Origin of the sequence: Streptomyces sp. NPDC020747, from assembly GCF_044334695.1 — a bacterium.
Taxonomy (GTDB): domain Bacteria; phylum Actinomycetota; class Actinomycetes; order Streptomycetales; family Streptomycetaceae; genus Streptomyces.
The window spans coordinates 373,867-386,322 of record NZ_JBIRTJ010000009.1 but is presented as its reverse complement, the minus strand read 5'-3'; the positions used below and the strand labels follow the sequence as shown (position 1 = coordinate 386,322).

Annotated in this window: 9 protein-coding genes; 2 read left to right on the top strand and 7 right to left on the bottom strand. The window is 69.8% G+C overall.

The window, feature by feature from the left end; all coding sequences use genetic code 11:
- Positions 1–240 precede the first annotated feature (240 nt).
- From ACH4YP_RS24950 to ACH4YP_RS24920, 7 genes are all read right to left on the bottom strand, one after another.
- Positions 241–912: a FadR/GntR family transcriptional regulator gene (locus ACH4YP_RS24950; RefSeq protein ID WP_361069880.1), complete on the bottom strand. Its 672-nt coding sequence runs from the start codon at positions 910–912 to the stop codon at positions 241–243.
- A gap of 367 nt (positions 913–1,279) precedes the next feature.
- Complete coding sequence (locus ACH4YP_RS24945) at positions 1,280–2,041, bottom strand: nucleoside phosphorylase (protein ID WP_398492546.1); 762 nt, start codon at positions 2,039–2,041, stop codon at positions 1,280–1,282.
- Positions 2,038–2,379, bottom strand: coding sequence for a hypothetical protein (locus ACH4YP_RS24940; RefSeq protein WP_398492544.1), 342 nt, complete (start codon positions 2,377–2,379; stop codon positions 2,038–2,040). The genes ACH4YP_RS24945 and ACH4YP_RS24940 overlap by 4 nt, the downstream gene beginning before the upstream one ends.
- A gap of 88 nt (positions 2,380–2,467) precedes the next feature.
- On the bottom strand, positions 2,468–4,093 hold the full coding sequence (locus ACH4YP_RS24935; protein ID WP_361069875.1) for a glycerol-3-phosphate dehydrogenase/oxidase: 1,626 nt from the start codon (positions 4,091–4,093) through the stop codon (positions 2,468–2,470).
- 6 nt (positions 4,094–4,099) lie between these two features.
- Positions 4,100–5,668 carry a glycerol kinase GlpK gene (gene glpK / locus ACH4YP_RS24930; RefSeq protein ID WP_398492542.1) on the bottom strand — a complete coding sequence of 523 codons (1,569 nt, stop codon included), beginning with the start codon at positions 5,666–5,668 and terminating at the stop codon, positions 4,100–4,102.
- Between the two features lie 115 nt (positions 5,669–5,783).
- Positions 5,784–6,572 carry an MIP/aquaporin family protein gene (locus ACH4YP_RS24925; protein ID WP_361069869.1) on the bottom strand — a complete coding sequence of 263 codons (789 nt, stop codon included), beginning with the start codon at positions 6,570–6,572 and terminating at the stop codon, positions 5,784–5,786.
- 351 nt (positions 6,573–6,923) lie between these two features.
- Complete coding sequence (locus ACH4YP_RS24920) at positions 6,924–7,688, bottom strand: IclR family transcriptional regulator (RefSeq protein ID WP_361069866.1); 765 nt, start codon at positions 7,686–7,688, stop codon at positions 6,924–6,926.
- 329 nt (positions 7,689–8,017) lie between these two features.
- Here ACH4YP_RS24920 and metH point away from each other — a divergent pair, with 329 nt between their 5' ends.
- Both metH and ACH4YP_RS24910 read left to right on the top strand, forming a co-directional pair.
- Complete coding sequence (gene metH, locus ACH4YP_RS24915) at positions 8,018–11,548, top strand: methionine synthase (protein WP_398492539.1); 3,531 nt, start codon at positions 8,018–8,020, stop codon at positions 11,546–11,548.
- 140 nt (positions 11,549–11,688) lie between these two features.
- Complete coding sequence (locus ACH4YP_RS24910) at positions 11,689–12,390, top strand: HAD family phosphatase (protein WP_361069861.1); 702 nt, start codon at positions 11,689–11,691, stop codon at positions 12,388–12,390.
- Positions 12,391–12,456: the final 66 nt, after the last annotated feature.

Genomic DNA, 12,456 nt, shown 5'->3' with positions numbered 1-12,456 from the left:
CGGGCACCGTCGGCGACCGGCTAGTCACCGCCGTAAGGCCGGTGCGACGTCTTCACCGAACGTGTCCCGACCCGGCGACTGCTGGTGCTCGGTGCCCCCGGTGCGGCGAGGACACACTGCTGCTCGTACGTCTCCTGCTCTCCCTCATCGAGCGGCGGCAGCCGGGTGAACCGGTGCCCGTCCTCAAGGCGGCCTGGAGCCACTACGCCGGGGAGTTCACAGAGCCCGTCACGACGCCCGTCACAACGTCGAGCGCAGCCACTGTTCCACGCTCGCGATGTGCACGGTCGCCCAGGAGCGGGCGGCCTCCGCGTCGCGGTCGCGGAGCGCGCTGAGGATCGCGCGGTGCTCGTGGAGGGTCCGGCTGACCGCGTCCTCCTGGGTCAGACCGCGCCAGATACGGGCGCGGGTCGTGGGCCCGGACAGGCCGTCGAGGAGGGAGCAGAGCACCGAGTTGCCGGAGGACTGGACGATGCCCCGGTGGAACTCCAGGTCGCAGGCGACGAGTTCCTCCACCGAGGGCGCACCGCCGAGCGCGTTCAACTGGGCGCTGAGCGCGTCCACTTGCTGTTCGCTGATCCGCAGCGCCGCCATCGCCGTCGCGGCCGGCTCCAGGATGCGGCGTACCGCGAGGAACTCCAGGACCGTGTCGTCGCGGTGGAAGTCCACGACGAAACTCAGCGCTTCGAGGAGGAGTTGGGGGTCCAGGCTCGTGACGTACGTGCCGTCGCCCTGCCGCACGTCCAGGATGCGGATCAGGGAGAGCGCCCGCACAGCCTCCCGCAGGGAGTTGCGGGACAGGCCCAGATCGGCGGCGAGCTCGCTCTCCTTGGGAAGGCGGTCGCCGGGGCGCAGCGCGCCGGAGACGATCATTCCCTTGATCTTCTCGATCGCCTCATCGGTGACTGCCATGGCGGGGGCCTCCCTGTCGATCAGGTATGTCGCTCAGACATCCGATGTCTCATTATGCGGCTTCCGTCGCCCCGGAGAGCCCGTCAGTGACGATCACGATCACACAAGGTCGGACGGTGACACGAGGGCCGCCGGATCCGCAAGCGCGGCGGGCCTCGTCGAACCTCGTGAGCGTACGGCCTCACATCAGGCCCCCGCCCGTCGACGACCGCGTCCCGCACGTCCGAGGCCCGCGCCGAGCACGCAGGCGTCGGCCACGGATCGTGGCGGGGCGCCGGACGAGGACCGCCCAGGTCCAGGACGCTCAGATCGGCCCCCGGCACAGCCGCCGGCCCGTCTCGCGCGCGGCCCGTTGAGGCGGGAACGCTCACTGCGCCTCCCCTTCGGCGAGCAGTCGCAGCGCTTCGAGGGAGACCACGCTGCCGCGCTCCACGCCGGCGGCGACGACCTCGCGGTGCGGGTTGTAGCCACCTGTCGAAAAGGGGGCGTCCTCGTCGACGAGCTCGTCCGCGTTCACGCCGTCGATCACGAGCACACCGCCCGCGGTCAGCCCGCGCAGCGAGGCCGTGATGAACAGCGCCGACAGCTCCATCTCGATGGCGGCGAGCCCCGCCCCGTCGTACGAGGCCAGGGGTATCAGCCCCGGCCGGAAGGCGGCCCGCGTCCATACGAAGCCCCGGTGGTGCCGGGCGCCCTGTTCGCGCGCCGCCCGCTGGAGCGCCAGCACCGCCTCGGGCGCGGCCACCGCCGGATACTCGGGCGGCAGCAGTTGCTGGGTCACCCCGTCGTCGCGTACGGCAGCCTCCGCTATCACCAGGTCGCCGTCACGGATCCCTGGCCGCATCGCCCCCGCCGTGCCGAACCGCAGGATCGTGCGCACCCCCGCGTCGGCCAGTTCCTGGAAGAGCAGAATCGCCCCGGGCCCGCCGACACCGTGCGAGGCGACGACGACCGGCAGCCCCTTCCAACTCCCGCTGAACACACGGTATTCGCGGTGGTACGAGACCTCCTGCGCGCCGTCGAGCAGCGCGGCGACGGCCGCCGCACGCGCCGGGTCGCCGACCACGACGGCGTGCGGGGGCAGCCCGGTGCGAGGTATCCGGGTGATGGGCAGCGGGTCCTGCGTCATGAGGCGACTCCAGTCGAACGGCCGGTGCGGTGGCGCTGCGCCGCACCGAGGAAGAGGGCGCCGAGCGTGACGACGTACGACGCGGCGTCGGTCACCCGCCGGGGCGGACCGGGGCCCCGCGGACGGAAGCCCGCGGCCTCGGCGACGTTCCCCAGGGCGAGTTGAGCCCCGACGCGCCCGCACGGCACTCCGGACACGAGCCCGGTCGGTGACGGATCGTCAAAAGTGCCCTGCACACCGAAGATCGTACGCAGCGGGGAGCTGGTCGGACCCACCGAGAGGTGGTTCACCGCGAAGCCGAGCACCACCGCGTCGCCGCGCGGCGTGACCGCGCCCACGGCCAGGGCCGGCGACTGCCGAGACGTACATGCCGAAGGGCGGCTCCCTCCGTGGGAGCCGCCCTTCGGACGTGGTGTGGCCGGTGGGCTACTTCTCGTCGAGCAGGTCCTGCACCTTGCCCCGTACCTCGTCCGTCGCGAGGCCGCGGATCGTCAGCGTCGTACGGCGGCGCAGCACGTCGTCCGCCGTCTCGGCCCACTCGTTGTCACGGGCGTACACGACCTGTGCCCAGATCTCGGGGGCGTCCGGGTGGACGCGCTCGGCCAGCTCCGGGTTGTCGTTGGCCAGGCGCGCGATGTCGAAGGCCAGCGAGCCGTAGTGCGTGGAGAGGTGCCTGGCCGTGTCGGCGGCCATGCGCGGGCCTGGCGCCGGACCGTCGACCAGGAGCCGGTGCGCGACCGCGCGCGGGTTTGCGACACCCGGCAGCGGCAGCTTCTTCGGCAGCTCGGAGATCGGCTCGAAGTCCTCGCCGAGCGGACGGCCCGGCAGCGACTCCAGCTTCTTCATCACCGTACGGCCGATGTGCCGGAAGGTCGTCCACTTGCCGCCCGCGACGGACAGCATGCCGCCCCGGCCCTCGGTGACGACCGTCTCCCGCTTGGCCTTCGACGTGCTGCCGGGACCGCCCGGCAGCACCCGCAGACCCGCGAAGGAGTACGTGATCAGGTCACGGGACAACTGCTGGTCGCGGATGGAGAACGCGGCCTCGTCCAGGATCTGGGATATGTCCTTCTCGGTGACCGCGACGTCCGCCGGGTCGCCCTCGTACTCCTCGTCGGTCGTGCCGAGCAGGAGCATGTCCTCCCAGGGGAGGGCGAAGGTGATGCGGTACTTGTCGATCGGGGTCGCGAGCGCGGCCTTCCAGGGGGAGGTGCGCTTGAGGACCAGGTGCGCGCCCTTCGACAGGCGGATGGACGGCGCCGCGTGCTCGTCCTCCATCTTCCGCAGGTGGTCGACCCACGGCCCGGTGGCGTTCAGCACGAGGCGGGCCGACACGCCGAACTCGTCGCCGGAGAGCCGGTCCCTGAGCTCCGCGCCGGTCACCCGGCCCCGGGTGAAGCGCAGGCCCGTGACCTCGGCGTGGTTGAGCACGGTGGCACCGGACTCGACGGCCCCGCGGACCGTCATCAGCGCCATCCGGGAGTCGTTCATCTGGTCGTCGCCGTACACGGCCACGGCCTTGAGGTTCTCCGTACGCAGCTCGGGCACGTCCTGCGCGGCCTTCGACGGCGAGAGCAGATGCCCCACGCCGTCACCGAAGGCCGACAGCGCCGAGTACGCGAAGACACCCGCGCCCAGCTTCGCCGCGCCGTGCGGCCCGCCCTTGTACACGGGGAGGTAGAACGTGAGCGGATTCGCCAGGTGGGGAGCCACCTGACGGGAGACCGCACGGCGCTCGAAGTGGTTCTCCGCCACCAGCTTCACCGCGCCGGTCTGCAGATAGCGCAGACCGCCGTGGAGCAGCTTGGAGGAGGCGGAGGAGGTCGCGCCGGCGAAGTCGCCGGCGTCGACCAGGGCCACCCGCAGGCCCGACTGTGCGGCATGCCAGGCGGTGGAGATGCCCAGAATCCCGCCACCGATCACCAGGAGGTCGTATGTCGCCTTGGACAGCTGCTCCCGGGTCTCGGCACGGCTCACTGCCTTGAAACCGTAGGCGGCGGAGCCGTTGGCCGGGTGCGTCCCAAGAGCCGGGACACTCTGCAGGGTGGTCATTGCGAATTACTCCTCGTCAGCGTCGTCTTCGAGCCAGCCCATGGTCCGCTCGACGGCCTTGAGCCAGCTCTTGTACTCACGGTCGCGGGTCTCCGCGGCCATGTTCGGGGTCCACTCGGCGGCCCTGCGCCAGTTGGCACGCAGGTCCTCGGTGTTGGTCCAGAAGCCGACGGCGAGACCGGCGGCGTAGGCGGCGCCGAGGCAGGTGGTCTCGGCGACCATCGGGCGCACCACGGGGGCGTCCAGGACGTCGGCCAGGGTCTGCATCAGCAGGTTGTTGGAGGTCATGCCGCCGTCGACCTTGAGGGCCGTGAGCTCGACGCCGGAGTCCTTCGTCATGGCGTCGCTGATCTCACGTGTCTGCCAGGCCGTGGCCTCCAGGACGGCGCGCGCGATGTGCGCCTTGGTGACGTACCGGGTCAGGCCGGTGATCACACCGCGGGCGTCGGGGCGCCAGTACGGGGCGAACAGACCGGAGAAGGCCGGCACGAAGTACGCGCCGCCGTTGTCCTCGACCGACAGCGCGAGCGTCTCGATCTCGGCGGCGGACTTGATGAGGCCCATCTGGTCGCGCATCCACTGGACGAGCGAGCCGGTGACGGCGATGGAACCCTCAAGGGCGTAGACCGGCTTCTGGTCGCCGATCTGGTAGCCGACGGTGGTTAGCAGCCCGCTGTAGGAGTTGATGAGCTTGTCACCGGTGTTCATCAGCATGAACGTGCCGGTGCCGTACGTGGACTTGGCCTCGCCCTCGGCGAAACAGGTCTGGCCGAACAGGGCCGCCTGCTGGTCGCCGAGCGCGGAGGCGACCGGGATGCCGCCGAGCAGGTCGCCCAGCTTGCCGCCGGTGATCTCGCCGTAGACCTCGGCGGAGGAGCGGATCTCGGGCAGCATCGCCATCGGGACACCGATGGACTCGGCGATCTTCGGGTCCCACTGCATGGTGTGCAGGTTCATCAGCATGGTGCGGGAGGCGTTGGTGACGTCGGTGACGTGCCGGCCGCCGTTCACACCGCCCGTCAGGTTCCAGATGACCCAGCTGTCCATGGTGCCGAAGAGGATGTCGCCGGCCTCGGCGCGCTCGCGCAGGCCCTCGACGTTGTCGAGCAGCCAGCGGGCCTTCGGACCGGCGAAGTACGAGGCCAGCGGCAGGCCGGTCTCGCGGCGGAAGCGGTCCTGGCCGACGTTGCGGCCGAGCTCCTTGCAGAGCGCGTCGGTGCGGGTGTCCTGCCAGACGAGCGCGTTGTGGACGGGCTCACCGGTGTTCTTGTCCCACAGCAGCGTCGTCTCGCGCTGGTTGGTGATGCCGATGGCCTTGATGTCGTCGCGGGTGATGCCGGCCTTCGCGATGGCGGAGGCGACGACCTCCTCGACGTTGGTCCAGATCTCCGTGGCGTTGTGCTCGACCCAGCCCGGCTTCGGGAAGATCTGCTCGTGCTCCTTCTGGTCGACGGAGACGATGCGTCCGTCGCGGTCGAAGACGATGCAGCGGCTGGAGGTGGTGCCCTGGTCGATGGCGGCGATGAACGGGCCGGTGCCGTGGGAATGCGTGGCGGCGGTGTGCGCGTCGGTCACGGTGTGCTCCTGAAAGTCCGTGGATAAGGGGCTGGCTTACGGCGTATTGCTCCCGGCTCCGAGCCGACGTACGTCCCGTACCGGACGTACGTCGGCTCCGAGCGGACGTACGGCTCTAAGCAAAAGCGACGTTGTAGAGGCCTGCGGCGATCGCTCCGCCGATCAGCGGACCCGCGACGGGGATCCAGGCATAGCTCCAGTCGGACCCGCCCTTGTTGGGCAGGGGAAGCAGGGCGTGCACGATACGCGGACCGAGGTCACGGGCCGGGTTGATGGCGTACCCCGTCGGACCACCGAGGGAGAGGCCGATGCTGACGACCACGAGGGCGGTGATCAGCGCGCCCAGGGTGCCGAGACCCTTGCCGCTGTCGTTGAGCCCCTGCGTGAGGATCGCGAGCACCAGCACGACCGTGCCGATGATCTCCGTGGCGAGGTTCTGCCAAGCGACCCGGACCTCCGGGCCGGTGGAGAAGATGCCGAGCACCGGGCCGGCCTTGGACTCCCGGGCCTCCACGGACTTGATGTCCTGAGTGCCCGGACCGCCGACGATCTCTCGGTCGGTGAGGTGCGCGTGGAACTGCCCGTAATAGGCGATCCACACGAGCGCCGCGCCGATCATGGCACCGAGCATCTGGCCCGACCAATAGGTCAGGACATTGCTCCAGTCGTCGTCCTTGATCGCGAGCGCGAGGGTCACGGCCGGGTTCAGGTGAGCACCGGAGAGAGGCGCCGAGACATACACGGCGGTCATTACCGCGAAGCCCCACCCGAAGGTGATGGCGAGCCACCCGGCGTTGCGTGCCTTGGAGGCCTTCAGCGTGACGGCGGCACAGACACCGCCGCCGAGCAGGATGAGTATGGCGGTACCGATGGTCTCGCCGATGAAGATGTCGGAGCTGGACACCCGCGACTCCTTTGTCCTTCGTCCAGGGGAAGCCGAACCCCGGGTCCCTCCGGTGGTTCGCGACCTCAGGTGAGGTCGTTGCCGGCCCTTGGCGTTGTCACACTCTAACGCGTATTGCCGGTAGGTGTTCGACAATGCCGACCGATGGACGCGAGTCTCGCTCTCCCGTTACCACCCCGTCAAGGCTTCCGTTGTCGAAAACGCGATCGTTATTGATTGCTGTGAGCCATCGATCTTGGAACGGCCGCGCACCGCGTGCGAGCTGGCACGTTCCGTGGCCGCGGGGGCATGCCAAAAGGCCGGTACGTCATCACGTACCGGCCTTGTTTCCGTGCGGAGTGCCCGTGAACCTCAGAACCGCCCGGCGCCCAGATCACGGGACACCGCGCGGGCGCAGTCGCGGACCGCCGCGATCAGCTCGGGGCGCAGCTCGCCGTCCTTGCAGACGCGCTCCACCGCCCCCGTGACGCCCACCGCGCCGACCGGCATCCGCCGCTGGTTGTGGATGGGCGCGGCCACCGAGGCCACACCCGTCCAGGTCTCCTCGACGTCGGCCGCGTACCCGCGCGCGCGGGTGAGGTCCAGGACGGTCTCGAACGCGTCCGCCGCGCTTATCGTGCTGACCGTGAACTCCTTGCGCTCGGCCTCCAGGGCCTCGCTGTGCGCCACCGGGTCGTAGGCCGACAGGACCTTGCCCAGCGCCGTGGAGTGCAGTGGCTGCATGGCCCCGACCTCCAGCACCTGCCGGCTGTCGTCGGGCCGGAACACGTGGTGCACGATCAGGACGCCCTGCTGGTGCAGGACCCCCAGATAGACGCTCTCGCCGCTGGACCGGGCCAGGTCGTCCGTCCACACCAGGGCGCGCGCCCGCAGCTCGTGGACGTCGAGATAGGTGGTGCCCAGGCGCAGCAGCTCGGCGCCCAGCTGGTAGCGCCCCGACGCCGGGTCCTGCTCTACGAAGCCCTCCTGCTGCAGCGTGCGCAGAATGCCGTGGGCCGTACCCTTGGCCAGGCCGAGCGACGAGGCGATGTCCGACAGGCCGAGCCGTCGCTCGCCGCCCGCGAGCAGCCGCAGCATCGCGGCCGCCCGTTCGAGCGACTGGATGTTCCGTGCCATCGCCGTCCTGCCCTCCGTCCCCTTGGACCGTCGGTCGGCGCTTCGCTGCCACCGTTCGGCAATGTCGAACACTACCGGTCGTCATCGACGTCCCGCTAATGGGTGGGCGGGATGTGTTGCGGTGACGTGACGCGGCCCGACACCGCCGGTGCCGCCGCGCCGCATCCCCACCACAGGTCACACGATCCCCGCCGCAGGTCGCGTACGTGTCGCCCGTCCGCCTCGTGGACTCCCCTGACCCGGCACGCCGTCGCGGGCTACCCTGGCCGGGTGCGCCTTCCATGAGAAGCGCAAAGCCGACAGCCGTCGCACTCCAGGGAGCATTTTCCATGGCCTCGTTGCCGAACCCGTCCCTCTCGTCCTCCCCCACCGGTTACAGCCGGCCCCGAGCCGACGCCCTCCGCGAGGCCCTCGCCACCCGCGTGGTGGTGGCCGACGGCGCGATGGGCACGATGCTGCAGGCGCAGGACCCGACGCTGGAGGACTTCCAGGATCTCGAAGGCTGCAACGAGATCCTGAATGTCACGCGCCCCGACATCGTGCGCTCCGTCCACGAGGAGTATTTCGCCGTCGGCGTGGACTGCGTCGAGACGAACACCTTCGGCTCGAACCACTCAGCGGCGAACGAGTACGAGATCGCCGACCGGATCGTTGAGCTGTCCGAGGCGGGTGCCCGGATCGCCCGCGAGGTCGCCGACGAGTTCGGCGCCAAGGACGGTCGCCAGCGCTGGGTCCTCGGCTCGATCGGTCCGGGCACCAAGCTGCCGTCGCTCGGCCACATCGCGTACGACGTACTGCGTGACGGCTACCAGCAGAACGCCGAGGGCCTGCTCGCCGGTGGTGCGGACGCCCTGATCGTGGAGACCACGCAGGACCTGCTGCAGACCAAGTCCAGTCTGATCGGCGCGCGCCGTGCGATGGACGCCCTGGGCGTCGACGTGCCGCTGATCTGCTCGCTCGCCTTCGAGACCACGGGCGTCATGCTGCTCGGCTCGGAGATCGGTGCGGCACTGACCGCCCTGGAGCCCCTCGGCATCGACCTGATCGGCCTGAACTGCTCGACCGGCCCGGCCGAGATGAGCGAGCACCTGCGCTATCTGGCCCGCCACTCGCGTACGCCGCTGATGTGCATGCCGAACGCGGGCCTGCCCGTGCTGACCAAGGACGGCGCGTACTTCCCGCTGACGGCGCCCGAGATGGCCGACGCCCAAGAGAACTTCGTACGCGACTACGGTCTCTCCCTGGTCGGCGGCTGCTGCGGCTCGACGCCCGAGCACCTGCGTCAGGTCGTCGAGCGCGTACGGGACATGACCCCGGCCGTGCGCGACCCGCGCCCCGAGCCCGGCGCCGCCTCGCTCTACCAGACCGTGCCGTTCCGCCAGGACACCGCGTACATGGCGATCGGCGAGCGGACGAACGCCAACGGCTCGAAGAAGTTCCGCGAGGCCATGCTGGACGGCCGCTGGGACGACTGTGTGGAGATGGCCCGCGACCAGATCCGCGAGGGCGCGCACATGCTCGACCTGTGTGTCGACTACGTGGGCCGCGACGGCGTCGCCGACATGGAGGAGCTGGCAGGCCGCTTCGCCACCGCCTCCACCCTGCCGATCGTGCTCGACTCCACCGAAGTCCCGGTGATCCGGGCCGGGTTGGAGAAGCTGGGTGGCCGCGCGGTCATCAACTCCGTCAACTACGAGGACGGCGACGGCCCCGAGTCGCGCTTCGCCAAGGTCACCACGCTGGCGCAGGAGCACGGCGCCGCGCTGATCGCGCTGACCATCGACGAGGAGGGCCAGGCCCGCACCGTCGAGCACAAGGTGGCCATCGCCGAGCGGCTGATCGAGGACCTCACGGAGAACTGGGGCATCAACGAGTCGGACATCCTCATCGACACCCTGACCTTCACCATCTGCACGGGCCAGGAGGAGTCCCGGGGAGACGGCATCGCCACGATCGGAGCGATCCGCGAACTGAAGCGGCGTCACCCGGACGTGCAGACCACCCTCGGCCTGTCCAACATCTCCTTCGGCCTCAACCCGGCCGCCCGTGTCCTGCTCAACTCCGTCTTCCTCGACGAGTGCGTCAAGGCGGGCCTCGACTCGGCGATCGTCCACGCCTCGAAGATCCTGCCGATCGCCCGCTTCGACGACGAGCAGGTCAACACGGCCCTCGACCTGATCTACGACCGGCGCGCGGAGGGCTACGACCCGCTGCAGAAGCTGATGGCGCTGTTCGAGGGTGCCACCACCAAGTCCCTCAAGGCCGGCCGGGCCGAGGAACTCGCCGCGCTGCCCCTGGACGAGCGGCTCAAGCGGCGCATCATCGACGGCGAGAAGAACGGCCTGGAGGCCGACCTCGACGAGGCGCTCCAGACCCGCCCGGCCCTCGACATCGTCAACGAGACGCTCCTCGACGGTATGAAGGTCGTCGGTGAGCTGTTCGGTTCCGGCCAGATGCAGCTGCCGTTCGTGCTCCAGTCCGCCGAGGTCATGAAGACCGCGGTGGCCCATCTCGAACCGCACATGGAGAAGACCGACGACGAGGGCAAGGGCACCATCGTGCTGGCCACCGTCCGCGGCGACGTCCACGACATCGGCAAGAACCTCGTCGACATCATCCTGTCCAACAACGGCTACACCGTCGTCAACCTCGGCATCAAGCAGCCCGTCTCCGCGATCCTGGAGGCCGCCGAGGAGCACCGCGCCGACGTCATCGGCATGTCGGGCCTGCTGGTCAAGTCCACGGTGATCATGAAGGAGAACCTGGAGGAGCTCAACCAGCGCAAGATGGCCGCCGACTACCCCGTGATCCTCGGCGGCGCGGCCCTCACCAGGGCGTACGTCGAGCAGGACCTGCACGAGATCTACGAGGGCGAAGTGCGTTACGCCCGCGACGCGTTCGAGGGCCTGCGCCTGATGGACGCGCTGATCGCGGTCAAGCGCGGTGTGCCCGGCGCGAGCCTGCCCGAGCTGAAGCAGCGCCGGGTCAGGGCCACCGCCCAGACGGTCGTCGAGGAGCGCCCCGAGGAGGGCTCGGTCCGCTCCGACGTGTCCATCGACAACCCGGTGCCCGAGCCGCCGTTCTGGGGCACCCGCGTCATCAAGGGCATCCAGCTCAAGGAGTACGCCTCCTGGCTCGACGAGGGCGCGCTGTTCAAGGGCCAGTGGGGCCTCAAGCAGGCGCGCACGGGCGACGGGCCCACGTACGAGGAGCTGGTGGAGACCGAGGGCCGGCCGCGGCTGCGCGGGCTGCTCGACCAGCTGCAGACCGGGAACCTGCTGGAGGCGGCCGTCGTCTACGGCTACTTCCCGTGCGTGTCCAAGGACGACGACCTGATCCTCCTGGACGACCAGGGCAACGAGCGCACCCGCTTCACCTTCCCGCGCCAGCGCCGCGGCCGCCGGTTGTGTCTGGCCGACTTCTTCCGGCCGGAGGAGTCCGGTGAGACGGACGTCGTCGGCCTCCAGGTCGTCACCGTCGGCTCCCGGATCGGCGAGGAGACGGCCAAGCTCTTCGAGGCGAACTCCTACCGCGACTACCTCGAACTGCACGGCCTGTCCGTCCAGTTGGCCGAGGCCCTCGCCGAGTACTGGCACGCGCGCGTGCGTTCCGAACTCGGCTTCGCGGGGGAGGACCCGGCCGACGTCGAGGACATGTTCGCGCTCAAGTACCGCGGCGCCCGCTTCTCGCTGGGCTACGGCGCCTGCCCGGACCTGGAGGACCGCGCCAAGATCGCCCGGCTCCTGGAGCCCGAGCGGATCGGCGTCCACCTCTCCGAGGAGTTCCAGCTCCACCCGGAACAGTCCACGGACGCGATCGTGATCCACCACCCGGAGGCGAAGTACTTCAACGCCCGCTGAGGGCGGGTTCCCCGCGCGTGGCAGGGGGCGCCCCATTCCAGGAGGCGCTTCCTCCGACGGCGACGTACACTGGTCGGTCCAGTGCAGGCCGGTTCCCCGGGAGGGAACCGGCCTTCTCGTCCCTACACGGAGGTGCGCCTATGACCAGTACGGTCCCCGCACTAGGTACCCAAACGGCCGAGGGCTCCGCCCTGCAAGCCGTACTCCTGGACATGGACGGCACTCTGGTGGACACCGAGGGCTTCTGGTGGGACGCCGAGGTGGAGGTGTTCGCCGGCCTGGGCCACACCCTCGACGACTCCTGGCGCCACGTGGTGGTCGGCGGCCCCATGACCCGCAGCGCGGGCTTCCTCATCGAGGCCACCGGAGCGGACGTCACCCTCGCCGAGCTCACGGTGCTGCTGAACGACGGGTTCGAGGACCGCATCGGCCGCGCCCTGCCGCTGATGCCGGGCGCCGCGAGGCTCCTCGCCGAACTGGCCGCGCACAGGATCCCCACGGCCCTGGTCTCAGCCTCGCACCGGCGCATCATCGACCGCGTCGTGACCTCGCTGGGCCCCCAGAACTTCGCCCTGACGATCGCGGGCGACGAGGTCGAGCGGACCAAGCCGTTCCCCGACCCGTATCTGCTGGCGGCCGCAGGCCTGGGTGCGGATCCGGCCAGATGTGCGGTCATCGAGGACACGGCGACAGGCGTTGCCGCGGCCGAGGCAGCGGGCTGCCACGTCGTCGCCGTACCGTCCGTGGCACCCATCTCCCCAGCGGCCCGGCGCACCGTCGTTCCGTCCCTCGAACAGGTTGACCTGTCTTTTCTTCGAGGCCTGATGACGGAAAAGCGCTAATCCTTCACCCAGGGTGAATGATTGAATGCCGGAAAAACTACGTGGTCATGACACCGGAGTAATTCG

Excerpts from the sequence above, each read along its gene's own strand:
- ACH4YP_RS24950 (WP_361069880.1), bottom strand. The coding sequence starts at position 912 with ATGGCAGTCACCGATGAGGCGATCGAGAAGATCAAGGGAATGATCGTC.
- ACH4YP_RS24945 (WP_398492546.1), bottom strand. The coding sequence starts at position 2,041 with ATGACGCAGGACCCGCTGCCCATCACCCGGATACCTCGCACCGGGCTG.
- ACH4YP_RS24935 (WP_361069875.1), bottom strand. The coding sequence starts at position 4,093 with ATGACCACCCTGCAGAGTGTCCCGGCTCTTGGGACGCACCCGGCCAAC.
- ACH4YP_RS24920 (WP_361069866.1), bottom strand. The coding sequence starts at position 7,688 with ATGGCACGGAACATCCAGTCGCTCGAACGGGCGGCCGCGATGCTGCGG.
- metH (WP_398492539.1), top strand. The coding sequence starts at position 8,018 with ATGGCCTCGTTGCCGAACCCGTCCCTCTCGTCCTCCCCCACCGGTTAC.
- ACH4YP_RS24910 (WP_361069861.1), top strand. The coding sequence starts at position 11,689 with ATGACCAGTACGGTCCCCGCACTAGGTACCCAAACGGCCGAGGGCTCC.